A 23,386-nucleotide genomic window follows, 5' to 3' on the forward strand; every position below is an offset into this window, starting at 1 on the left:
TGTTCCCCAGCTTGCCTAGCCGACGGCCAGCCGGAGGATGCTTTCCTCCGTCAGTTCGTCGGATTTCAAAATCCCCGTGATCCTGCCGCCATGCATGACGGCTACCCGCCCGGAAACGCCGATGACCTCTTCCATGTCACTGGAGATCATCAGGATCGCGACCCCGGCATCGGCGAGCTCCTGCATGAGGTGGTAGACCTCCGCCTTGGCGCCGACATCGATCCCCCGCGTCGGCTCGTCGAAAATGATGACCTTCGGGTTCATGGCCAGCCATTTGGCCAGAACAACCTTCTGCTGGTTGCCGCCCGACAGTTCGGCGGCGGCGCGCGACAGCGACGTCGTCTTGATCGTGAGGCTCGACCTGGAATGTTCGGCGAGTTCGCTTTCCCGTATCCGGTCCACGAAGCCGTGGCGGGACAGCCGGTCGAGACAGGGCAGGGAGATGTTCTCGGAAATCGTGAAGTCGAGCAGAAGCCCCTGTTCCTTGCGGTCTTCCGGAACAAGCGAAATGCCGGCGTCAATCGATGCCTTCACGCTATTGGGCGCCAGCACTTCTCCGTTCAGGTGGATCGTGCCTCCGAGCGCCGGGTCGATTCCGAAAACCGTCAGTGCCAGGTCGGTCCGTCCGGCGCCGACCAGCCCCGCCAGTCCCAGGATCTCTCCGGCATGAAGCTCGAGATCGACTTCGACATCCGGAAAGGCGGCCGTTCTGACGCCGCGCAGCTCCAGGACGGGAGCGCCGACGCCGTGGTCGGTCTTTTCGTAGAATTGCCGCAGGTCGCGTCCGATCATCAGGCGCACCATCTCGTCCCGGTGGATTTCCGACCTGATCAGTTCTCCCGCATTCTTTCCGTCACGCAGGCAGATGACCCGGTCGGCGATGTCCTCGACTTCGGACAGGCGGTGGGAGATGAACAGGATCGCGACGCCGCGGTCGCGTAATTGGCCCATGACTTCCAGCAACCGTTCGGTTTCCGAAAGCGTGAGGCTCGAGGTCGGCTCGTCGAGGATGACGAGGCGGGCATTCATGGACAGTGCGCGGGCGATTTCCAGGAGTTGCTGGTCGGCCAGAGACAGGTCCGCGACCGGGTCGTCGGGGCCGAAGCGCGTGCCGAGCATCTTCAGGATCGGGGCAACCTTCTCGGACATCGCCTTCCGGTCCAGAAGACGCAGCGGCCCTGTCGTGATCTCACGGCCGAGAAGCACGTTCGCGCTGACGTCGAGATTGGAGAACGGGTTCAGTTCCTGGTGGACAAAGGCGATGCCGAGATCGGCCGCGCCGGCGGGCGTGAGGTCCTCCACCTCTTCTCCATCGATATGGATGGTTCCGCCATCGGGTGGCACCATGCCGCCCAGAACCTTCATGAGCGTGGACTTTCCCGCGCCGTTCTCGCCGATCAGGCCGACGATTTCGCCGCCTGAAATCTGCAGGTGAACGTCTTCAAGGGCGACCACACCAGGATAAACCTTGGTAACGCCCAGAAGCTCGAGGGAAATCCTTTGTTTTCCGGAATGCACGATCAAACTACGCCTCGACGAAATTATCCGGCTGCACGAGCCGCGCAATGCGGTCCGTGCAGCCGTCAGCCCCACCAGCCCCACGGGTGGTTCAGCCTCCGATGCGCTCCTTGAGTTCCTTTTCGAAAGGATCCACGTTCGACGCATCGATGATTTTCGTGGGAACGATGATCAAGCCGTTCTCGGGTATGCCGGACTTGTCGCCTTCCAGGAAATCGGCCATCAGGTGCATGCCCTGGTATCCCCATTGATAGGGATCCTGGACAACGGTTCCGGCGAAGCTGCCTTCGCGGATCGCGCCGAGGGTGATCGGGTCTTCGTCGAAGGCGATCACTGTGATCTCACCCAGCTTGCCGGCCGCCCGAAGCGCTTCGTAGATCTTGGGCGGGTTGTAGGAATAGAAGCCGACCATGCAGTCGATGTCCGGGTTCGCGGCGAGGACGTCGTCGACATTCGATCTCGCCTTGGCGAAATCGACATCGTCACCGCGGACATCGACCAGCTCGATACCCTTCGGACCCGCGACCTCCTTGAACCCGGCGATGCGTTCCTTGGCATTGTCCGCCCCGAGGAAACCGACAAAGCCCATGCATTTCGCGCCGTTCGGCAGAGCCTTGACGGCAATCTCACCGGCCTGGTTTCCGGCAAGGGTGTTCGAGGATCCGAGATAGGCAATGCGGTTGCTTTCCGGCGCATCGCTGTCGGTGGTGAACAACGGCACCTGGCTCGCGATGCGGTTGAATGCGTCAATCGATGTCTTCGGATCCACGGACGAGATCATGATGGCGTCCGTACCGGCCGCGACGAGGTCGTCCATCAGCGCATTTTGAAGCGCTGCGGTGCCTTGGGCCGGATACCGGAACTGCAGGTCATAGTCCGGCAGCTCGGCCTGAGCCGCATTGACGCCTGCTTCCGCAAGTTTCCAGAAATCCGAGGCCGCGTTCACGACAAAGGCCAGCTCGGGCTTGTCCTGGGCGAAGGCAGCGGAAGAGGTGAGCGCGGCAACAGCGGCCACGCAAAGGGTTTTCCGTATGTTCAATTTTTCCTCCCTGTCTTTGGGTGGCGTGCAGCCACCCTCCAAACAAGTATATAAGTAATATTATTAGCTAATATTATCAAGTTTTTTATTCAGCTGGCGAATGGTGGGGCCGGGAAGAGTGCCCCTGCGTCCGATCGCAAGCCGGGTAGGGAAGGCCGGTAGCCGCCGGATGGCCGTCTTTTGCAGCTGGTCCGGAGTGCCTGGACGGTGGTCTCCGCCTGCCTGTCGGCACCTTGCCGGGGCGGTGGTCCGTGGTGTGGACCGTGGCCGGCCCGCGGCCGGCCCATGGCCTTCGTGGTTTCAGAGGCAGGACCGGATCCTGCGGATGTGAGACATCCGCCGCGCATGGCCGCGGGCCGAAAAAAGACCGCCGGACCAATGCGGGAATCCGGCGGTTAGTGGAGAGGTCGGTTGATCAGTTGTCGGCGCAGAAGCCCGGATCTTCCTGGTTGCAGACATCCAGACCCGTGAACAGCGGATCATCGACGGCTTCGCCGTTGATGAGCTTGATCATCACGTCCGGTGCCTTGTAGCCCATCTCGAACGGGCGCTGACCGACCTGGGCATGGCTCCTGCCGTCCCGGAAGGCCTTGGTCTGCGGCGGCAGCGTGTCGCCGGCGATGATGATCAGGTCCTTGGACTGGAGCTTGTCCATCACCTGGTCGGTGACCTGGGTGTAGGCCTGCGGCGCGAACTGGGCCCAGCCGCCGATCAGGATGAAGGCATCCAGATCCGGGTTGGCGACGAATGTGTCCGCCATCTGCTGGTTGGCGAGGTCCGCCTGGTCATTGGTAAAGACCGGGCAACCCTCGATTTCCGTCCAGCCGTTCTGGCCGGTCAGGCGGTCAATGCCCTTTTCACCTGCCGCGGTGTCGCGGAAACCCTGGGCGCGTGCGTTGATGTTGTCAGCGGCCACGTTGCCCAGCTGCAGGCAGACCGTGCCGCCCGCCGGTTTCAGCGCGGCGGCTTCTTCAGCCATCTTGACGCCCATGAGATAGTTGTCGGTGCCCAGATAGGTCTTGCGCAGGTCGCGGTCTTCCGCGAGGAAGTCGGCGTCGACCGTCATGACGGGCACGCTCGGTGCGATCTGCCGAATGCGGTTTGCCATGGCCGGGGCGTTGGATGGCGAAATGGCGATTGCCGCCACGCCGCGGGTCAGAAGGTCATCCACGATCTGGACTTCACCGGCTTCGTCGGCGGAAGACGCGGGGCCCGTGTAGAGGCACTCGTATTCGCTGTCCGCGTTTTCCGACATCCATTTCTTGCAGCCCAGATTGATCTGCTCGAAGAACGGGTTGTCGAGCCCCTTGACCACGATGGCCAGGGTCTTCTTGTCGGCCGCCACGCCGGAACCGACCTGCAGTGCCATCACCACGGCGGTGCCCAGCAACAATAATTTATTCCTCATGTGTTCACTCCCTTCTGTCTGACTGGCCCTGGAGCGATTACCCCGGGTACCAGATTTTGCGGGGATCTTTTGCGTCCCTTCTGTAGTTCCAGGCTCCTTCGACAAGAGCCTCGAGATCCGTTGACGGTTCCCAGTCCAGTGTCTGGCGCGCCTTGGCGTTGACCAGCCAGTTGCTGTGAAAATCCGTCGGTATTTCCGCGATCCGGTAGGATCGCGTTTCGGCGAGGTGCCGGGCCGCCTTTCCGTAATCGACGGGCTCGTTCATGGAGATGTTGAACAGCTGCTGCCTGGCGGCGGGATTGTCGAGGGCGGCCAGGATTGCCGAGACGAGATCGCTCACGTGAACGAAATTCCGGCGCAAGGGCTTGCCGTCACGGTCCAGCAGCAGGGGGACATGGTCCGCGCCGGCGTAAGTCCGCAGCGCCTCCCCAGAGACGAGTTCGGGCCAGGGCGGGCCGCCGAACTGGTCCGGCCCGAAGGACAGCGCATATTTGAAGTCGTCCTTTTCCATGATCCAGGGCGCCCGCAGCACGCAGCCGTTCAGGTCGTATTGGTGCTGGTACTGCTCGAGCATCACCTCTTCGAGGACCTTCGTCAGCGCGTAGCATCCCGGGTAGGCCTTGCGGGCCGACTGTTCGGTGACGGGACCCTGGTAGGGCTGGAACATGTGCCCGACCGAGCAGTCGCCGCCAACCAGGATGAACTGCTTTGCGCCTTCGAGCTGCCGGAAATGTTCCAGCAGCAGGAACATGCCCTTCACCGAAACATCGATCGCAAGATCGGGAGATTCCTTCACCGCCGCCATGTGCAGCACATGCGTGACCCCGGTCAGAGCGTCCCGGACGGTTTCGGGATCGTTGATCGATCCCTTCACGACGCGGACCCGGTCGTTTTCATCGATCACGCGGTTGTTGCAAAGCGCCACGACGCTCCAGGTCCGGAAGGTGTCCGAAGCGAGAAATGCAGGCAGAAAATTCTGTCCCACCTTGCCTGTGGATCCTGTGACCAGAAGCCTCATCGTACCTCCCTCTTGCTTTTCATGAATAATATTAACTAATATTAATTAGTCAAGAAGTGAAAAGGCCGGCCAGCGCGGCGGTGCGACGTGGCTTCCGGTTCCGGTGACCCGCCTGGAGGCGCCGTGGGGGTGTTAAGGTCCGGGCCGGAGAGCCGGGGCCGAATGGGAGGAAATGAAGGAATGTCGAGGCTAAGGCTGTCGGGGATCTCGAAAAACTTCGGGGCCATCCAGGCTCTGAACGAGGTTTCCCTTGAAATCGCACCCGGTGAGGTTCTGGGACTGATGGGGGACAACGGCGCGGGCAAATCCACTCTGGTGAAGATAGTCGGCGGCAACTTCAGGCCCAGCCATGGCAGCATTACCATCGACGATGTGACGGTGGATTTTCACAGGCCGCGCGACGCGCAGAGGGAAGGGATCGAAGTGGTCTACCAGGACCTGGCCCTTTGCGACAACCTGTCGGCGGCGTCCAACGTCTTTCTCGGGCGCGAGCCACGCCGAAAGTGGGGCGGCATTCCGCTGATCGACTATGCCTCCATGCACAAACGTTCGGGTGAACTCTTTGCCATCCTGAAGTCCGAGACCCGGCCCCGGGACCTGGTCCGCAAGATGTCCGGAGGGCAAAGGCAGGCGGTCGCGATCGCCCGCACGCTGCTCTCCAACGCCAAGATCGTGATGATGGACGAACCGACCGCCGCCATCTCCGTGCGCCAGGTCGCAGAGGTGCTCGACCTGATCAAGCGTCTGAGCGGCCAGGGCATCAGCGTCGTCCTGATCAGCCACCGGATGCCGGACGTGTTCGCGGTGTGCGACAGGGTCGCCGTCCTGCGGCGCGGCACGCTTGTGGCCTGCAAGCCTGCGGCGGAGAGTTCCCCGGAAGAAGTGACCGGCCTGATTACCGGCGCGATTGAAACGGCCTGAGAAAGGATCGACGGATGACAACCCTTGAACAGGTTATCGGACACAGCCAGCACCATACACCGCTATCCAGGGTGCTCGGTTCGCAGGTGTTCTGGGTCCTGGTCGCGGCCGTGCTGGCCTGCGTCGCCCTGACGCTCATGACGGATTCCTTCGCCACCCAGCGCAATCTCTTCAATGTCACGCGCAACTTCGCATTCGTCGGCCTGATCGCGATCGGCATGACCACGGTCATCGCCTCGGGCGGCATCGACCTTTCCGTCGGCTCGACCGTGGTCCTTGCGGCCATGGTCATCAGCGTTCTGATGGCGGCCGACAACCCGTTCTGGATTTCCGCTCTCGCGGCCCTTGCCGCCGCGCTTGCGGTCGGGCTGGTCAACGGACTGCTGATCGCCTATCTCGGCATGCCGGCCTTTGTTGTCACGCTCGGGATGCTGTCCGCGGCAAGGTCCCTGGCAATGGTCCTGTCCAACAACAAGATGATCTGGGAGTTCGGGCCGGACCACGATCTGCTGTTGTGGGTCGGCGGCGGGTCGACCCTCGGGCTGCCGCATCCCATCTACGTGCTGGGGTTCCTGGCCGCCTTCATGAGCATCGCCTACAGGTGGACGCGGTGGGGCCAGTATGTTTTCGCCATCGGCGGCAACGAACAGGCAGCGGTTCTGACCGGCATACCCGTCAAGCGAATCAAGGTGTCGATTTACATGTTCTCGGCCCTGACCGCCGGGGTGGCCGGTATCCTGATGGCGGGTTGGCTCGGCAGCGTGACGACGAATCTCGGGCAGGGAATGGAACTGACCGTCATCGCCGCCGCGGTCATCGGGGGAGCCAACCTGGCCGGCGGGCAGGGGACCGCCCTTGGAGCGGTGATTGGAGCTCTCCTGATCGAGGTCATCCGCAACTCCCTCATCCTATTGGGGATTTCCACCTTCTGGCAGGGCATGTTCATCGGTTCCTTCATCATCCTCGCGGTGGCGTTCGACCGGATCAGGAACTTGCGCACGGCTGATTGAAACGTGAACCGTACCGCGTCTCAGCAGCGTAAGGACAACCATGGTCTTGTTGATTTTGCGTTTCAATCCCGATAGTCATTCGCCGTTTCAGGCGGCTGGCTGCCAATGACTAGGAAATAAAGAACAAGCATGACGAAGAAGCGCCGGCTCAGCACGAACAGACGTCCCACCATGATGGACGTGGCGGCGATGGCCGGTGTTTCCCAGGCAACCGTGTCGCTGGTGCTGAACGGAAGTCCGGGTGCGAAGCTCAGCGATGCGACCCGCAAGAAGGTTCAGGATGTTGCCAGGGAGCTTGGCTACAAGCTGGTGCGCCGGGGCGCCAAGTCCGCGCCGGAGGACCGCTCCAACATCGTCTTCATCGCGGACGAGATCACGACCGACCCCTGGATGGCTCTTGCCTTCGAAGGGGTTCGCGACAAGGCCTTCGAGTTCGGCATACATGTCAGCCTTGCGGTCAGCCACGGCGATGTCGAAACCGAGCAGATGATCATCAACCAGATGAGCCGCCTGCCGTTGCTCGGGATTGTCTACGGCACCATCCTGACGCGGCGCGTTGACATGCCGTCCGCCTTTGACGACCAGCGTGTCGTCTTGCTGAACTGCTACAATACCGACCGGTCCCTGCCTTCGGTCGTGCCGGGTGATGTGATCGGCGGACGGATGGCAACCGAACACCTCATCAAGGCGGGCTACAGCCGGATCGGACTCATCAACGGCCAGCAGGGCGTGGATGCGTCCCGTGACCGGCTCAAGGGCTACCGGCAGGCCCTTTCCAGCAACGACATTCCCTTCGACAGCACGCTGGTCAGGCCGGGCAACTGGGAACCGCTCTCCGGCTACGAGCACACCCATGCCCTGATGGACCTGGCCGTGCCGCCCGACGCCATCTTCTGCGCCAACGATCTCATGGCGCTCGGGTGCTACGACGCCCTGAAGGAACGGGGCCTGCGTGTGCCCGAGGACATCGCCATCATCGGCTTTGACAACCGGGAAATTTCCAAGAACATGCACCCGCCCCTGTCGACGCTGGTGCTGCCTCACTACGAGATGGGGGAAATCGCGCTCGAACTGCTGCTGGACAGCGCCAACGGCGTTCAGGCGGGACCGGCCCAGATCAAGGTCGAGTGTCCGCTGGTCGAGCGCAACTCGGTCGCACGGGTCGCCGCGCGGATGCAGGCCGCGGAGGTCTAGCTTCGCGGGTTCCGCTTACAAGCGGGGGATGGTGTTGTCAGTCCAGTTCGATGACCGCCTTGATCAGGCCCTCCTTGGCCTTCGCCCAATGGGGAAGATTGGTGGCGGCTTCCGCGAGACACGTTCGGTGGGTGATGAGTTCTCCGACGGGCACCAGACCTTGCCTAATACTCCGGATGACATGCTCGAAATCCTCCGAGGTCGCGTTCCTGCTGCCCGACAATGTCATCTCCCTGCGATGAAAATCAGGGTCTGAAAACGACACCCTGGAATTGACGACGCTGATCAGGACAAGATGCCCGCCATGGGCGACGAAATCGAAGCTTCCTTCGATGGCCTTGGCGTTTCCCGTTGCGTCCAGAACGATGTCGAAGCCGTCTCCGTTTGTGAGCGCACGCATTGCGTCGAGCGGGCTTTCCCCGTCAGTGCAGCGCAGATAATCCGTGCCGGCAATCGCGCTGGCCGAGAGTGCCCGGTCCCTGTCGAGGTCCAGAAGCACAGGATTGCCGCCGGCGATCCGTGCGAACAGCGCGGCTCCAAGGCCGATCGGCCCCGCTCCGACCACCAGCACTTTTGCGTTTGCGCCTATTCCGGCTCTCCTGACCGCATGTGCACCGATCGCCAGGAACTCGACACAGGCGCACGCATCCACCGTCAGGCCGGGGGCCTTGAGGATGTTTTTTGCCGGAAGAGACATGCGCTCCGCCATGCCGCCGTCGCTGTGAACGCCAAGGACCGAGATGTTCATGCAGCAGTTCGGTTTTCCGGCTCGGCAGGCGTGGCAGTCATCGCACGAGATGTACGGATTGACCGCACAGATTTCCCCGGTAGCGAACCCGCTGTTCGCCGGGACCTCCAGGATCTCGACCGCGAGTTCGTGGCCCATGACGCGCGGATATTGAAGGAACGGGTGCGCGCCTTCGTAGATGTGATAGTCCGTTCCGCAAATGCCGACGCGGCGCGGGCGCACAAGAACATGTTCCGGCTTGCGCTCGGGCGCCCCGACCTCTCGGTATTCAAGTCTTCCGGGCTCAGTGCAGACAAGTGCCTTCAAGGGAACAGTCCTCCGAGTTCAGCTTTCCGGCACCTTAAGGGGGCAAGGTGGAGGTTCAAACCGCGGATTTTGCATTCACGGCAATCATGTAGATCGACGTGGTTGCGGTGATGAACAGGCGGTTTCCCCGCGTGCCGCCAAAGCAGAGGTTCGCGACGACTTCCGGTACCAGGATCTTGCCAAGCCGCGTGCCGTCGGGATGAAAGCAATGGATACCGTCCGCCGCCGAGCTCCACACGTGCCCGGCCGTATCGACGCGCATGCCGTCCGGCAATCCCCTGTCTATTGTCGCGAAGGGTTCGTCCGACTGTATCCGGCCGTTCTCGTCCAGCCCGAAAGCGCGAATGACGGACGGAACGCCGGCATCGTGGCTGGAACCGGACTCCGCCACATAGAGGATCTTCTCGTCCGGCGAAAAGGCAAGTCCGTTGGGCTGGACAAAATCCGTGATCATGGCCTCGACGTCACCTGTTTGCGGGTCGATGCGGAAGACATTGTGTGTTTTCTGCTCGGGATCGGCCTGATAGCCCTCGTAGTCGCTGAGAATCCCGTAGGTCGGGTCCGTGAACCAGACCGCGCCGTTCGATTGCACCACGACATCGTTGGGAGAATTGAGGCGCCCGCCGTCGTGCCGGTCGGCCAGCACCGTCAGCGTGCCGTCCGGTTCGGTCCGGGTCACTGAACGGGTGCCGTGCTGGCAGGTCACCAGCCGTCCCTGCCGGTCCCGGGTGTTGCCGTTGCTGTAGTCGGAGGGATAGCGAAACAGGCTGACCTGTCCGTCGAGCGTCAGGCGCATCATCCGGTTGGCCGGTATGTCGGAAAAGAACAGGTGCTGATGGTCGGCGAACCAGACCGGTCCCTCTGTCCATTCAAAGCCGGTGGCGATCTGGTGCAGACGTGCGTTTTTCTGGACCAGGTTCCGGAACCTCGGATCGTCGATCTGGTAAATTGAGGAAATCTGGGTCATGCGGCTCGTCCTTTTCCGGATGCGGCGGCAACAATTGCGATGATGATGGTTCCGGTCATGATGAGGCGCACGCCCGCGCCAAGACCGTAGGAATTCAGCATCGAGACGACGAGGAACATCAGCAGGGACCCGCCCCAGATCCCGGGAACGTTCGAACTTCCGCCTGCTATGGAACTGCCGCCGATCACCACGACAGCAATCGAGATGAGCAGGTACTCCGTGCCCATGTTCAGCGCGGCGCCGCCGGAGAAACTCGCCAGGAGATACCCGGTGAAGGACGCAAGCACGGCCGAGCAGACATAGGTCGCGGCCCTGACCGTCTCGACAGGTACGCCGCTCAGCCTGGCCGCGCGCGTGTTCTGTCCGAAGGCCGACAGCCACCGGCCGAAGATCGTCTTTTCAAGAACAATCCAGCCGGCCACGGCGATCAGCACGCCGACATAGGTCATGTTCGGTATGCCGGCAAAGGACCCGGTGGTGAAGTCGGCCAGCAGCTCTGGAGGCTTGATCCTGAGGCCCCGGTTCGACCAGATCGCCAGGGACTGGTAGAGGAAGGAGGCCGACAGCGTCGCGATGATCGGCGGGATCCGCAACAGCCTGATCAGCAGGTAGTTGATGGTGCCGGCGAACAGCCCGACCAGCAAGGCGATCCCCAGGCCCGGCAGGGCAAGCGCCGTGAGCCCGTCCATGAATTTCAGGGACAGGGTTCCGGACAGGGTCATCGTTGCCGGAATGGAGAGGTCGACATTGCCCGGCCCGAGCGTGATCACGAACATCTGGCCAATTCCGACAATCGCGGAGAAGGAGGCGAATGTCAGTGCCGCCGACAGGAGCTCCCCGCTGCCGCGGCCGTCTGTCAGGTAGATGGTCGCGACGAAGGCGAGCGCGCTGGCGGCAAAGGCCCAGAACCAGGGCCGTTGCGGCATGGAGCGCAGTGATGCAATCACGGGATTAGCCACTTTTTGCTCCTTTCCAGGTCTTTCCTCCGCGCGAGAAAATCAGCCGGACGGCCAGCACGAGGATGAGGATGGCCCCCTGCGCCCCGATCTGCCAGTCGGGGGACAGGCGCATGAACGACAGGAAGCTGCCCGCGAGCGCAAGCGTCAGGGCGCCGATCACGGCACCGACGGGGGACACCTTGCCCCCGGTGAACTCGCCGCCGCCCAGGATGACGCCGGCGATCGACAGAAGCGTGTAGCGCAGCGCGATGTTGGCGTCGGCCGAGGTCGTCAGCCCGACGAGGCTCATCCCCGCCAATACGCCGAACAGCCCGGCGAGCGCATAGGCACCGGCCTTCAGCCTGGTCACCGACCAGCCGGACCTGGAGACGGCCTGCGCATTGCCGCCGACGGCCCTGAGCAGGGTGCCCGTTGCCGAGCGCATGATCAGCAGGTGGGTGACGCCGGCAATGAGTATGCAGGCGACGACGGCCATCGGCACGAAGGGCGGCTTGACCGTCATCAGGGACCGGATCCACTCGGGGGCGCCGCCACCCGGAGACGGCAGGATCAGCACGGCAAGCCCGCCCCAGACAAAGGACATGCCGAGCGTCACGACGATCGCGGGCAGCTGCCGGATGTGGATCAGCGCTCCAAGCGCCGCGTAGCCGAGTATGGAGGCCAGCAGGATCAGGCCGCCGGTCAGGGGCGCCTCGTTGACATAGGTCGCGGTGACGCAGGCCACGAAGCTGACAAACGTGCCGATGGACAGGTCGATGTCATTGACCATGATGATCATCATCTGGGCGATCGTTGCCAGCGCGATTGGAACCGCGAGGTTGAAGAGCAGGTTGAGCCCGAAATAGCTCATGGCCCGGGGCTGGAGATAGAAGACCGCCGCAAGCAGCACAGCAAGCGACAGGACGGGGAGCAGGATCCTGTATCTGCCGCTCACTGGACGGCCTCCTGCATCTCGAAGGAGGCCGACAGGATGTTCTCCTCTGTGATGTCGGTGCCGGTCAGTTCGGCGGAAATGCGTCCGTTGCGGAACACGAACACCCGGTCGCACTGGCAGACCTCGTCGGTCTCGGTCGAATACCAGAGGAAGGTACGCCCGCTTGCGGCTTCCGCGCGGATCAGGTCATAGGCCTCGCGTTTGGTGCCGACATCGACACCGCGCATCGGGTCGTCCATCACGACGATGGGGGCGGTTGACGCGAGGGCGCGCGCAAACAGCGCCTTCTGCTGATTGCCGCCGGACAGCGACAGGATGGGATTGTCCATGTTTTCCGTTCTGATGCCGATTTTCGCCTTCCATGTCGCACCGAGCTCGCGTTCGGCCCGTGTGTCGACAAGGCTGCGCCTGGCCAGGCGGGGCAGGTGGGTCAGCGTGAGATTGCGCAGGATCGACCAGAGCGGCAGGACGCCGTCCCGGCCGCGGTCTCCGGCAACGAAGGCCACTTCGGGGTTCTTGACCTGTTGGTAACTTCCCGAGCGGGACATGAAGAACCTTGCCAGGGCTTCCGCCTGGCCGTGTCCCGCGAGGCCCGCCAGTCCGACGATTTCGCCCTGTCTCGCCGACAGTCCCTCAGGTGTGTTCAGGACTTCCGTTCCAAGATTTTCGGCCGTGCCGGCGGCGGTTCGGCCTTGCCCCGCCTCGCTGGCCACGTGACCCATGGCGTCGATCAGGCCTTGCTGCGTGAAATCCCCGGCCGGTTTGCTGGCGATGATCTTTCCGTCTTTCATCACGTCGATGCGTGTCGCCACCTCGAAGACTTCGCCGAGCATGTGCGAGATGAACATGACCGCGCCGCCGCCTGCGCAGAACCGGCGCACATGCGCGAGCAGCTGGCGGGCAATGGCGGCGTCGAGCGAGGAGGTCGGTTCGTCCAGGATGACCAGCCGGGCAGGTGTGCTGTCCTTGGCAAAGCCGGCCGCGATTTCGACCATCTGCCTTTCCGCCAGCGTGAGGTCGCCCACGGTCATGCCCGGTTCGATGCGATGCCCCGGAAAGATCTCGTCGAGGGCGGCGGAAATGCGGGCCCCGGCCCTGGAACGCCAGCCGGGTCCGGTCAGGTCGCGATGCGGTATTCGGAGATTCTCCAGAACAGTGAGGTTCGGGCAGAGAGACAGTTCCTGGAACACGCTGCGGATCCCGCAGGCACGCGCCGTGGCGGTCCCCGTTCCGGTCCGGCCGTCGGGCAGGGTATAGGTCACGCTTCCTGCCGTCGGTGTCAGGCCGCCGTTGATGACATTGACCGCAGTGGATTTGCCTGCCCCGTTGTGACCGATCAGCCCGACGCATTCTCCGGGGCCGATGGACAAGCTGACCCCGTCCAGCGCGCGCACGGCACCGAAATGCACACACGCGCCGGACAGGGCCACCAGCGGGACATCCGGTGTCAAGTCACCGGCGCTGGTTGCCGATTGCAATGGCGCTTCTCCCTCAGTTGGCGTCCGCAATCACGGCCTTGGCATCGTCCAGGCTGTATTCGACATTCGCGACGGACCCTTCCGGCGTTGCGGCCAGGGTTTCATCGAGCGTGTCCTGCGTCACCTTCAGGAACGGAACCGTCAGGTCCTTGGGAACGTCCGCGCCGTCGAGAATCTGCTGGGCGACCCAGAACGCCAGCGTTCCGACACCCGGCGCGATGGACAGCGACAGGGTTTCATAGCCGTTGGCATCCCGCGCTTCGGCCCACCATTTCATCTCGTCCTGGCGGTTGCCCATGACGATGATCGGGATGTCCCGGTTCGCGGCCTTGATGGCCTGCGCGGCGCCATAGCCGTCACCGCCCTGGGTCACGACACCAACGATTTCCGGAAGGCTGGGCAGAATGCCGGCAACCGCCTTCTGGGCGACGTCCTGTGCCCAGTCGCCATGAACGGACCCGACGATTTCGAATTTCGGAAATTCCGATACGCCCTGTTCGATACCGGCGTGGATCTCGTCGTCGACGAAGACGCCGGCCAGTCCACGGATCTCAAGCAGATTGCCGCCATCCGGCAGGCGGGAGGCCAGGTATTCCACCTGCTGCCGGCCCATTTCCTTGAAGTCCACCGCGATGCGCCAGGCGCAGGGCTCGGTGACGATGCCGTCGAAGGAAACGACGGTGATGCCGGCGTCACAGGCTTCCTTGACGGCGCCGTTGAGGGCCGTCGGCGAGGCCGCGTTGAGGACAATCGCGTCATAGCCCTGCAGGATCATGTTCTGGATCTGGGCGGCCTGTTCCGTCGCCTGGTTCTCCGATGTCGTGAAGGCGTCGGCTTCCGCGACAACGCCGTCCTCCACCGCCTTGTCGGCGACCTTCGCCCAGCTCGACAGCATGGCCTGACGCCAGGAATTGCCGGCGTAATTGTTGGAAAGTGCAATACGCTTGTCCGCCGTGTCGGCGATCGAATGGCCCGGAATGACAACCGCGAAAAGCGCGGCGGCCCCCAGGAGCTTTGCCTTGGTGTTCATGTTTCCTCCCTGGCGCTGAAGGCGCCGTTCCATAGCGGACACGGTTCTCCCAACGCGTCCTGCCCGAAGAGTGCGTGGTCGCATTGGGGCGGTAAAGCCATACACGCGCATCGCAGTTGCGGGTTCCCGCAACTGCGATGCGCCTGGAAACCACACTGATGACTTGCCGAGCAGGGGGGCTTACCTCACACTGGCACCAACAAAGGGAGGAGCTTGTTGTTGCCATGCGACAGGAAGCTGACAACAAGAGAGAAACGGGCGAACCAAATCCGCTCGTCTCGCTGCTGCGCATATCGAGCCATCTTGCCGGGCAGGTCGAGATACGGGCCGCGCTTCGATCCGTGAAGGCGGAAATCGAGAACCTGCTGCCGATCGATCATCTCGATGTCTGTCTGGTGGATGACAACGTCACCTGGAACACCAGCTACGAGGTTGGCCTGAGAACGCGCTGGAGCCTGTCACGGACACCGGTCGCGATCTCGCCCGTGCGCAGCATCCTGCTGGGCCAGACAGATTTCATGCTGACCGACAACGCGGTCGACGATCCGCGTTACACCTATGAGGGCGCGCTGGCGCAGCCCATCATCAAGCACAAGCTGCGCAGCCGCGTGAATGTCGCGATGAAGGTGCTCGGACGCACAATCGGCGCCCTGAACTGTTCGTCGCGGACCGCGGGTATCTACGACATGGAGACCGTGGAAAGGGTCCGCCAGATCGCCGATGTCCTCGCGCCCTATTTCTATTCGCTCCGGGCGAATGAGAAGGCCAAGCAATCCGCCGTCATCCGGGCGGAGGCGCAGGCGCGGGAAGAGGGGTTGCGGCAGGGCGCCCTGGAGCTGACGCGCGTGCTGGAGCAGGAACGCCAGCGCATCGGCATGGATCTTCACGATCAGACCCTGGCGGACCTCACCCGGATCATGCGCGATCTGGAAAAGGCGAACACCGCCGACGACAAGGCCCGCGTGATCGCCAGCATCCAGGACTGCATCCAGGATCTGCGCGGCATCATCGACACGGCGGTGCCGAGCCTTCTGGACATGTTCGGCTTCGCGCATGCGCTCAGAATTCACCTGGAGCGCGCCGTGGAAGATGTGGAATCCACCACCTTGCAGGTTGTCGACGACAGCGGCGGCCTGATCGACCGTCTCGATTCCACCACACGGATATCCCTCTTCCGGATTGCCCAGGAAGCCCTCAACAATGCGGCGCGGCATTCGGGAGCGGACCGGATCAGCGTGACGATCTCGAACCGGAATGACCAGTTGCAGATGGTCGTCGCGGACAACGGACGGGGGGTGACGGGCTCCCGGCCCGGACGGCAGGCAACGAAGGCGACCGGCGGTATCGCCCACATGCGCACGCGCGCGCGCCTGGTTGCGGCGGATTTCAGCATGTCGAGCAATGAGGGGACACGGATCAGCGTCAGGCTGCCCTTGCCCGCGGAGCCCGAAGACACAGTTGCGGCCAAAGGCGGATGGGAGGAACTTGCATGAAGGTCCTTCTCGTCGAGGACGATCAATTCCACGCCGAATTCCTGAGCGAGGCCCTGCGCCAGGCGCTGCCGGAAGTCGACGAGATCCTTCGTGCCGTCAACGGCATCGAGGGGGAGTTGCTGGCGCGAAAACATGCCATACCAGCCGTCGTCATGGACCTCCAGATGAAGGAGCGGAACGGGATAGACGCGGCGCGCACCATCTGGCGGGAACGACCGCAAACCCGCATCCTGTTCTGGTCGAACTATTCGGACGAGGCCTATATGCGGGGCATTGCCAGGATTGTCCCGAACGAGTCCTCCTACGGCTATGTCCTGAAGACGGCGACCCGCGACAGGCTCCAGCTGGCCTTGCGGGCCGTTTTCCTGGAGTCCCAGATCATCGTGGACCAGGAGATCCACCGGGTGCAGCAACGCCAGGTTCGCACCCACGACACCCTGACAGACAGTGAATATGCGGTGCTGATGGACATGGCGCTCGGCCTGTCGGACAAGTTGATCGCCAGGAGACAGGGGCTTTCGCTGCGCACCGTCCAGAACCGGCTGCTGTCGCTCTACGACAAGCTCGGCGTCGACAGTATCGAAGTCGGTACCGCGGATTTCGCCATCAACAAGCGCACGCGCGCGATCACCCGCGCCCTGAACCTGCGCGCCATCAATGCCGAAAGCCTGGAGAGCGCGGAGCGGGACCTGCAAAACTGGTTGCGCAGGCTGTAGCAGGCTGTCGCGAGGAAGCGTTTACGCTGCAGGGTCGTCATGCGTAAGCATGACGCTGTCTCCGGACTGTGCCGATTTCTGGATCGCGTCGATCACTTGCATCGACCTCAATCCCTCGCGCGCGGGAACAAGCGGGGGTTCGTGTCCCCTGATAACGGCGGCGAAATGGCGGATCTGGCGAACCAGCGGATCCCCACCGGACCGGGGAAAGCGGGTTGCTGAAATCGGCTCCCACCAGCTGCGTTTGTCCGGATTGGTCCAGACCTTCAAGTTCGGCAGCTCCATCGAGCCCTGCGTCCCGCCGATGAAATAACAGGATTGGCCGGTGGCGGGATAGGCGGGATTCTCGCCCGCCGTCAGCTCCCAGCTCCAGGGAGCGACCGCTGTGTCGGTGACGTTGACCGTGCCGAGGGCGCCGTTGTCGAAACGCAGCAGGATCGCGCAGCTTTCCTCGACCGGAAATCCTCGGACGTGACCGGCCTTTTGTGCCTGCACGCTGACAACCTCGCCGACCAGGTGGCGCAGCAGGTCGATGTCGTGAATGAGATTGACGAGCACGGGACCGGCGCCGGACTGCCGGCGCCATTCGACATCGAAATAGTCGTCGGGCTTGAACAGCCAGAACATGCCGTGGACCGTGACGATCGTGCCCAGCAACCCTTCTTGCAGCTTTGCCTTGGCTGCCGCGATCAACGGGTTGTGCCGGCGGTGATGGCCGACGAGCAGCGGCACGCCCGAGGTCTCCGAGGTTTCGGCAAGTTGCCGGGCGCCGCACAGATCCGCGGCCAGGGGCTTTTCCACGAGCGCGGGAATCCCCGCCGCGATACAGTCCAGGGCATTGTCGACATGCAGCCGGTTGGGGGTTGCCAGGATGACGCCGTCCGGTCTTGCTGCCGGGAACAGCGCCTGCAGGTCCGGATACCAGGGCACATCCAGTTGCCCGGCCAGCTCCCGCGCGGGCTCTGCGGGATCTACGATGGCGGCAAGCCGGGTTTCCGGGACGGCGTCGATTGCCTCGATATGGCGCTTGCCGATCAGGCCGGCGCCGGCGACGGCAATAGACGCCCGGCCACCCATCAGGCCGTGTCCGTCTGCGCCCTTGCAGCTTCGATCCGGTTGGCGGCCCGCTGCAGGGCGAGCAGATAGCCCTGTGTTCCGAAGCCGGCGATGACGCCGTCCGCGCGCAGGGACACATAGGAATGGTGACGGAAGCTCTCGCGTTTGTGCACGTTCGAGATATGGACCTCGAAAACCGGGCCGTCGAAGGCATTCAATGCGTCAAGAATGGCCACCGACGTGTGCGTGAACGCGCCGGGATTGATGATGATCGCGCTGCCCGCGTCGCGTGCCTCGTGGATCCAGTCGATGATCTGGCCTTCCCAGTTCGATTGGTGAAAGCGGATGGCAAGGCCGTGTGCGGCGGCCTGTTCGCGGCATTGCTCCTCCACATCGGCGAGGGTTTCCGTTCCGTATATGTGCGGCTGACGCTTGCCCAGGAGATTGAGGTTCGGGCCGTTCAGGACGAACACTGCGGAGGTCATGTCTCGAGATCCTCGATGTGGAAGGTTACATGTCGGCGGGTTTGCGGCTAGATATCTGTCGATGGGGCGACGTTTTCTAATTTCTTATATTTCGCAAAATATCCTATAAATGCAAACCGTCAAGGGCCGCGCAGGAGCAGGAATGATCGAGGCAACAGGAAGCGATACGGTTGGGGACAGCGTGTATCGGAATATCCGGAACGACATCATTTTCGGACAGCTGAAGCCGAGTGAGCGGATGCGGCTCGAGCCGCTCCGGAAGCGCTACGGCGTCAGCGTGACCACGCTCCGGGAGATCCTCAACCGCCTGACCTCGGACGGCTTTGTCGTTGCCGAAGGGCAGAAAGGCTTCGAGGTCGCACCCGTCTCCGATGACGATCTTCGGGAACTCGCCGAATTGCGGATCCTGCTCGAAAGCCATGCCCTGAAACGGTCCTTTGAGCTGGGGGACCTGGACTGGGAGGCCGGCGTTGCGGCGGCCTATCACAAGCTGCAGGTTCTGGAGAAGAAGATGCTGGCCGGGGAAACCACCGTGCGGGAACGCTGGAAAAACGCCGATTGGCAGTTCCACCGCGCGCTGATAACCGGTTGCGGCTCACGGGCGCTGCTCGAAACCCATGGAGCGGTTTTCGACAAGTACCTTCGCTATCAGATGCTTACCCTGACCTTCCGCGGTGATGAGGCCGCCAGGGAACACAAGATGCTCTTCGACGCCGCGCTGTCACATGATGCCGCCACGGCGGCAAAAATCCTTGAAACCCACATTCTCGGTGGTGTCGAACACAGCATTGCCAACCGGGACAGAAAGCAATCCGAGCTGATTTCATAATAGCCTACATAATAGAGAACGTATGTTGAAATCGGGTTGATCGTGTGCAAAGGATTGAAGTGGAGTGGTCGGCTGCGGTTTCGCCGGCTAACCGCATATGGGAGGAACCAAATGAAAAAATATCTGAACCGCCGCGCATTCGTTGCGACAGCCGCGGCTCTCACCATCTCGGCATCCAGTTTCGGCATCACTGCGGCAAACGCTGAAGACAAGGTTAAGCTGCGCCTGTCGGCTCCGGCTTCGGCAACCGATCAGCGCGCCGTTGCAATGACGGAAGTCTTCGGACCCGCCGTCGCCGAGTTCGCGGAATTCGAGCCGCACTGGAATGCGACACTGTTCAAGCAGGGAACGGAACTCGAAGCCATCGCGCGCGGCAATCTGGAAATGTCGATCACGTCCGCACAGGAACTGGCCGTGTTCTTTCCCGAGTTTTCGATCTTCACCGCCGGTTATGTCCATCAGGATGCCGCGCACCAGGTGGCGGTCTTCAACGATGCGCTGATGGAACCCTTCAAGCAGAAGGTTGAGGATGAGCTCGGGGTGAAGCTGCTGTCGGTCATGTATCTCGGCCGCCGGCAGGTCAACCTGCGGCAGGGCAAGGATGAACTCACGGTCATGACACCGGACGATCTTGCCGGGGTGAACCTGCGCATGCCGGGAACGGACGCGTGGCAGTTCCTGGGCAAGGCACTGGGCGCGAACCCGACGCCGATGGCGTTCACCGAGGTCTACACCGCCCTGCAGACCGGTGCGGTCGACGGTCAGGACAATCCGCTGCCGACGGTGGTCGACGCGAAATTCTACGAAGTCACCAACCAGATCATCCTGACGTCCCATCTGGTCGACCTGAACTACATCGCCATTTCCAAGGCTGTGTGGGATGGGCTGACACCGGAGCAGCAGGCGGCCGTGCAGAAGGCTGCCGATGACGCCGCCGAAGCCGGACGGCAGGCCCAGCTGAAAAAGGAAGAGGATCTCGTTTCCTTCCTGAAGGAACAGGGCATGGAGATCTATGAGCCCGATGTTGCCGCGTTCCGCGATCGCGTGCAGGGCATGTACCTGGAAAGCGATTACGCCGCCAACTGGCCCGACGGCCTGCTGGAAAAGATCAACGCCCTGGGGAACTAGTCACCCGAATCTGAAGTTCGTCTCATTTCCCGGCTTGCTCTGAACGAACTTCAGATTCAAAAGGGTGACTAGCAAGTCTATGTTTCTAGTGTGGTTTTCAAATTTACCACACTAGGCCCGAAACACGATCAGGCGGTGGCAACGGTTCAACACCGGAGGGGATGTCCTGGACATTCTCCCCGGAGCCGTCGCCTGGTCGGTCACCGGGTCATGACTGCCGGAGCACCCGTTCGCTGCAGCACGCTGCGGTGCAATCCGGTCTCTCGCCACCACGTTTCACCAATGCCGGAAAACACATGCCGTTCCTGAAAATCGCTCGAGAGACACGCTGCCTTTGACCTTGCCGATGGGAACGAAGCAAACTGGGGCCCAGCTGCAAAAGGGTATCGGGGGAGGAGAGAGATGGCCTTGTTGTCCAGATGGGGAATGAAAGTCGGCGAAGCGGTTGCGGCCGCCATGCTCGGTGTGATGTTCCTGACCTTCCTGTTGCAGATCTTCTCGCGCTACGTGATGGAGCAACCCTTCGGCTGGACACTGGAACTGTGCCTGGTGCTCTGGGTCTGGATCGTCTTTTTCGGGAATGCCTTCATTGTCCGCGAACGCGATCACGTCAGCTTCGACATACTTTATCTTTCCGTTCCGCCCGGGCCGCGAAAGGTCATGGCGCTGGTGTCGGCTTTCTGTGTCGCGCTGGCCCTTGCCTGGTCGTTCCTGCCGACATGGGACTGGATCGATTTTCTGAAGATCAAGAAGAGCGCCACCTTGAAGATCCCCATGCGCACGATCTATTCGATCTACGCGATTTTCCTTGTGGTCGTGGCCCTGCGATACGCGTGGACCTTCTTTCATGTCCTGCGCCACGGCGCCCCCACGGATGCCCATGAAATTCACGTGGGGGAGGAAGGATGAGCCTGCAGCTGGCCCTGTGCCTCCTGACACTTTTCCTGCTGGCCGCAATCGGCACGCCCATCGCCTATTCGATCCTGGTGGGATCGCTTGTCTACCTGGCTGTTGCCGGGCAGGACATCGCCCTTTCCGGTGAACAGATCCTCGCCGGTCTCTACGAGAGCTTCGTGCTCCTGGCGGTGCCGCTGTTCATCGTGGCCGCGAACATCATGAACGCCGGAACGATTTCGGAGAGATTGCTGCGGTTCTGCGTCGCAACAGTGGGCCGGTTTCGCGGCGGACTGGGCCATGTCAACGTGGTCGCCTCCCTGATCTTTTCCGGGATGTCGGGTTCGGCCGTTGCCGATGCGGCCGGCATCGGCAAGATCATCATCGAAATGATGACCCGGAGCGGCCACTACACCCGCGGCTACGCGGCTGCCATCACCGCCGCGTCGGCAACCATCGGCCCGATCATTCCGCCGTCCATTCCCATGGTCCTCTACGCGCTGGTCTCGAACCAGTCCATCGGCTACCTGTTTCTGGGCGGGATCGTTCCCGGTGTCCTCATGGGCGCGGTGATCATGGGGATGAATACGGTCATTTCCACCCGGCGCGGGTTCGCTCATGAAGACCCGGTCCCCCTGGGGGACTTGCCGCTGCACACGCTCAATGCGTTTCCGGCCCTGCTGATGCCGGCCATCCTGCTCTACGGAATCTATGGCGGGGTGACCACGCCGACGGAAGCGGCAGCGGTTGCCGCCGCCTATGCCCTGCTACTGGCCGGGGTGTTCTACAGGGCCCTGACCGCCGGGGCGCTCTACAAGATCCTTGTTGAAAGTGCCCGCTCGTCAGCCGCCGTGGGGCTGGTGATCGGAGGCGCGCTCATCCTCAATTACATCGTTGCCTCGGAAAACATACCGAACCAGCTGGCGGGAATGCTGACCGGCCTTGATGTTTCGCCCATCGTGTTCCTGCTCGGGGTGAACCTGCTGTTGCTCGCGCTCGGATGTGTCCTCGACGCGACCACCATCATTCTCGTGATCATTCCCCTGTTTCTGCCGACCTGCCGCGAGCTGGGCATAGATCTCATCCACTTCGGCGTGGTCGCCGTCGTGAATTGCATGATTGGCCTGATCACGCCGCCCTACGGGATCCTGCTCTTCGTCATCAATGCGGTGAGCCGGATTCCGCTGCAGGAGATCATTGGCGAGATCTGGGCGTTCCTGGCCGTGCTCATTGCGGCCCTTGTTACGCTGATCCTGGTGCCGGATCTCATCTTGTGGCTGCCGCGCGTGTTCGGGTATCCGGGATGATTGCCGGTCAGCAGCCGCTTGGGACGCCCCGGACAATTCTCGCAGGCCTCGTCGGCAGCGGTATCCAGAGGTCGCGGACCCCGGCCATGCATGAGGCGGAAGGGGCGGCCAACGGTATCCGCCTGGTGTACCGCCTGTTTGACACGGGCGAAATGGGAGCCCGGCCGCCGCCGCTGGCAGAGATCCTGCGATCTGCCGAGGTTTGCGGGTTTTCGGGCTTGAACGTGACGTATCCGTTCAAGCTGGAGGTGATGGAGCATCTGGACGAGCTGTCCGAGAACGCCAGGGCCATCGGCGCGGTCAACACGGTTGTGTTCGCGGAGGGAAAGCGGGTTGGCCACAACACCGATCTATGGGGCTTTGCCGAGAGCTTCCGCCGCGCCCTGCCGGGTGTCCCAAGGCGAAGGGTCCTGCTTGTCGGTGCCGGAGGAGCCGGTGTCGCCGCTGCCTTCGCCATGATGGAGAACGGCGCGGAGCACTTGCGCATCCATGACAAGGATCCGGCGAAGGCCGCTGCCGTTGCGGACGCGGTCTGCCGGCAAAAAGGACCCGGAGCGGCCTCCCTTGCCAATGACCTGGCCGAAGCAAGCCGTGACATCGATGGCCTGATCAACGCGACGCCTGTCGGCATGGACAAGCTTCCGGGGACACCCTTTCCGCTGGACTTGCTGTGTCCCTCCATGTGGGTCGCCGACGTCATCTATTTCCCCCTCGAAACCGAACTCCTCAAAGCGGCGCAAGACAGAGGATGCCTGGTCATGGGGGGTGCCGGCATGGCGGTCTTCCAGGCCGTGCGCGCATTTGAACTCTTTACCGGGATCACGCCGGATCCCGACCGTTTTTCCGAGTGTTTCGCAAGTCTGGGATAGTTCCGGGGCATACAGTCCGGGGCAGGGCGTCGACAGCGGACGGTCTGGTGGATGCAGGGGCCGGATTGGCGCGGATATC

At 62.4% G+C, this 23,386-nt stretch carries 22 protein-coding genes; 10 read left to right on the top strand and 12 right to left on the bottom strand.

The annotated features are described in order from the left end of the window. Positions 1–15: 15 nt before the first annotated feature. The 4 genes from O6760_RS14440 to O6760_RS14455 form a co-directional block, all read right to left on the bottom strand. The gene (locus tag O6760_RS14440) at positions 16–1,518 is read right to left on the bottom strand and encodes a sugar ABC transporter ATP-binding protein (RefSeq protein WP_269586060.1); all 1,503 of its coding nucleotides are present in this window, start codon (positions 1,516–1,518) and stop codon (positions 16–18) included. Between the two features lie 91 nt (positions 1,519–1,609). Next, positions 1,610–2,557: a sugar-binding protein gene (locus O6760_RS14445; protein WP_269586061.1), complete on the bottom strand. Its 948-nt coding sequence runs from the start codon at positions 2,555–2,557 to the stop codon at positions 1,610–1,612. A 415-nt stretch (positions 2,558–2,972) separates the two neighbouring features. Further along, complete coding sequence (locus O6760_RS14450) at positions 2,973–3,965, bottom strand: substrate-binding domain-containing protein (protein ID WP_269586062.1); 993 nt, start codon at positions 3,963–3,965, stop codon at positions 2,973–2,975. A gap of 37 nt (positions 3,966–4,002) precedes the next feature. Beyond that, positions 4,003–4,983: an NAD-dependent epimerase/dehydratase family protein gene (locus O6760_RS14455; protein ID WP_269586063.1), complete on the bottom strand. Its 981-nt coding sequence runs from the start codon at positions 4,981–4,983 to the stop codon at positions 4,003–4,005. Between the two features lie 180 nt (positions 4,984–5,163). Here O6760_RS14455 and O6760_RS14460 point away from each other — a divergent pair, with 180 nt between their 5' ends. From O6760_RS14460 to O6760_RS14470, 3 genes are all read left to right on the top strand, one after another. Then, positions 5,164–5,904 (top strand): ATP-binding cassette domain-containing protein, encoded by a 741-nt coding sequence (locus tag O6760_RS14460; protein WP_269586064.1) that lies wholly within the window; start codon positions 5,164–5,166, stop codon positions 5,902–5,904. A gap of 14 nt (positions 5,905–5,918) precedes the next feature. Continuing rightward, on the top strand, positions 5,919–6,914 hold the full coding sequence (locus O6760_RS14465; RefSeq protein WP_269586065.1) for an ABC transporter permease: 996 nt from the start codon (positions 5,919–5,921) through the stop codon (positions 6,912–6,914). A 129-nt stretch (positions 6,915–7,043) separates the two neighbouring features. Further along, positions 7,044–8,108: a LacI family DNA-binding transcriptional regulator gene (locus O6760_RS14470; protein WP_269586066.1), complete on the top strand. Its 1,065-nt coding sequence runs from the start codon at positions 7,044–7,046 to the stop codon at positions 8,106–8,108. Between the two features lie 37 nt (positions 8,109–8,145). Here the strand turns inward: O6760_RS14470 and O6760_RS14475 are convergent, their stop codons facing one another. From O6760_RS14475 to O6760_RS14500, 6 genes are read right to left on the bottom strand one after another with little or no spacing between them, the layout of a single operon-like run. Continuing rightward, entirely contained in the window at positions 8,146–9,162 is a 1,017-nt protein-coding gene (locus O6760_RS14475) for a zinc-binding alcohol dehydrogenase family protein (RefSeq protein ID WP_269586067.1), read from the bottom strand. A 55-nt stretch (positions 9,163–9,217) separates the two neighbouring features. Further along, positions 9,218–10,129 (bottom strand): SMP-30/gluconolactonase/LRE family protein, encoded by a 912-nt coding sequence (locus tag O6760_RS14480; protein WP_269586068.1) that lies wholly within the window; start codon positions 10,127–10,129, stop codon positions 9,218–9,220. Next, positions 10,126–11,073: an ABC transporter permease gene (locus O6760_RS14485; RefSeq protein ID WP_442969927.1), complete on the bottom strand. Its 948-nt coding sequence runs from the start codon at positions 11,071–11,073 to the stop codon at positions 10,126–10,128. Before O6760_RS14485 ends, O6760_RS14480 begins: the two co-directional genes overlap by 4 nt. 7 nt (positions 11,074–11,080) lie before the next feature. Next, positions 11,081–12,022: an ABC transporter permease gene (locus tag O6760_RS14490; RefSeq protein WP_269586069.1), complete on the bottom strand. Its 942-nt coding sequence runs from the start codon at positions 12,020–12,022 to the stop codon at positions 11,081–11,083. Beyond that, positions 12,019–13,500 (bottom strand): sugar ABC transporter ATP-binding protein, encoded by a 1,482-nt coding sequence (locus tag O6760_RS14495; RefSeq protein ID WP_269586070.1) that lies wholly within the window; start codon positions 13,498–13,500, stop codon positions 12,019–12,021. Before O6760_RS14495 ends, O6760_RS14490 begins: the two co-directional genes overlap by 4 nt. A gap of 13 nt (positions 13,501–13,513) precedes the next feature. Continuing rightward, complete coding sequence (locus O6760_RS14500; protein ID WP_269586071.1) at positions 13,514–14,530, bottom strand: ABC transporter substrate-binding protein; 1,017 nt, start codon at positions 14,528–14,530, stop codon at positions 13,514–13,516. Positions 14,531–14,754: 224 nt separating this feature from the next. Between O6760_RS14500 and O6760_RS14505 the strand changes: the two genes are divergently transcribed. Further along, positions 14,755–16,023: a GAF domain-containing sensor histidine kinase gene (locus O6760_RS14505; RefSeq protein WP_269586072.1), complete on the top strand. Its 1,269-nt coding sequence runs from the start codon at positions 14,755–14,757 to the stop codon at positions 16,021–16,023. After that, positions 16,020–16,739: a response regulator transcription factor gene (locus tag O6760_RS14510; RefSeq protein ID WP_269586073.1), complete on the top strand. Its 720-nt coding sequence runs from the start codon at positions 16,020–16,022 to the stop codon at positions 16,737–16,739. The genes O6760_RS14505 and O6760_RS14510 overlap by 4 nt, the downstream gene beginning before the upstream one ends. Before the next feature lie 21 nt (positions 16,740–16,760). Here O6760_RS14510 and O6760_RS14515 read toward each other — a convergent pair whose 3' ends face one another. Both O6760_RS14515 and aroQ read right to left on the bottom strand, forming a co-directional pair. Further along, positions 16,761–17,816: a Gfo/Idh/MocA family protein gene (locus O6760_RS14515; RefSeq protein WP_269586074.1), complete on the bottom strand. Its 1,056-nt coding sequence runs from the start codon at positions 17,814–17,816 to the stop codon at positions 16,761–16,763. Further along, positions 17,816–18,280: a type II 3-dehydroquinate dehydratase gene (gene aroQ / locus O6760_RS14520; protein ID WP_269586075.1), complete on the bottom strand. Its 465-nt coding sequence runs from the start codon at positions 18,278–18,280 to the stop codon at positions 17,816–17,818. The genes O6760_RS14515 and aroQ overlap by 1 nt, the downstream gene beginning before the upstream one ends. Before the next feature lie 142 nt (positions 18,281–18,422). Here aroQ and O6760_RS14525 point away from each other — a divergent pair, with 142 nt between their 5' ends. The 5 genes from O6760_RS14525 (at position 18,423) to O6760_RS14545 (ending at position 23,307) form a co-directional block, all read left to right on the top strand. Next, entirely contained in the window at positions 18,423–19,109 is a 687-nt protein-coding gene (locus tag O6760_RS14525) for a GntR family transcriptional regulator (RefSeq protein WP_269586076.1), read from the top strand. A gap of 111 nt (positions 19,110–19,220) precedes the next feature. Further along, positions 19,221–20,237 (top strand): sialic acid TRAP transporter substrate-binding protein SiaP, encoded by a 1,017-nt coding sequence (locus tag O6760_RS14530; RefSeq protein ID WP_269586077.1) that lies wholly within the window; start codon positions 19,221–19,223, stop codon positions 20,235–20,237. Between the two features lie 402 nt (positions 20,238–20,639). Then, complete coding sequence (locus O6760_RS14535) at positions 20,640–21,146, top strand: TRAP transporter small permease (protein ID WP_269586078.1); 507 nt, start codon at positions 20,640–20,642, stop codon at positions 21,144–21,146. Beyond that, positions 21,143–22,438, top strand: coding sequence for a TRAP transporter large permease (locus O6760_RS14540; protein ID WP_269586079.1), 1,296 nt, complete (start codon positions 21,143–21,145; stop codon positions 22,436–22,438). The genes O6760_RS14535 and O6760_RS14540 overlap by 4 nt, the downstream gene beginning before the upstream one ends. Next, positions 22,435–23,307 (top strand): shikimate dehydrogenase, encoded by an 873-nt coding sequence (locus O6760_RS14545; protein WP_269586080.1) that lies wholly within the window; start codon positions 22,435–22,437, stop codon positions 23,305–23,307. Before O6760_RS14540 ends, O6760_RS14545 begins: the two co-directional genes overlap by 4 nt. Positions 23,308–23,386: the final 79 nt, after the last annotated feature.

It is taken from the genome of Roseibium sp. Sym1, assembly GCF_027359675.1.
In the GTDB taxonomy this organism is placed as follows: Bacteria; Pseudomonadota; Alphaproteobacteria; order Rhizobiales; family Stappiaceae; genus Roseibium.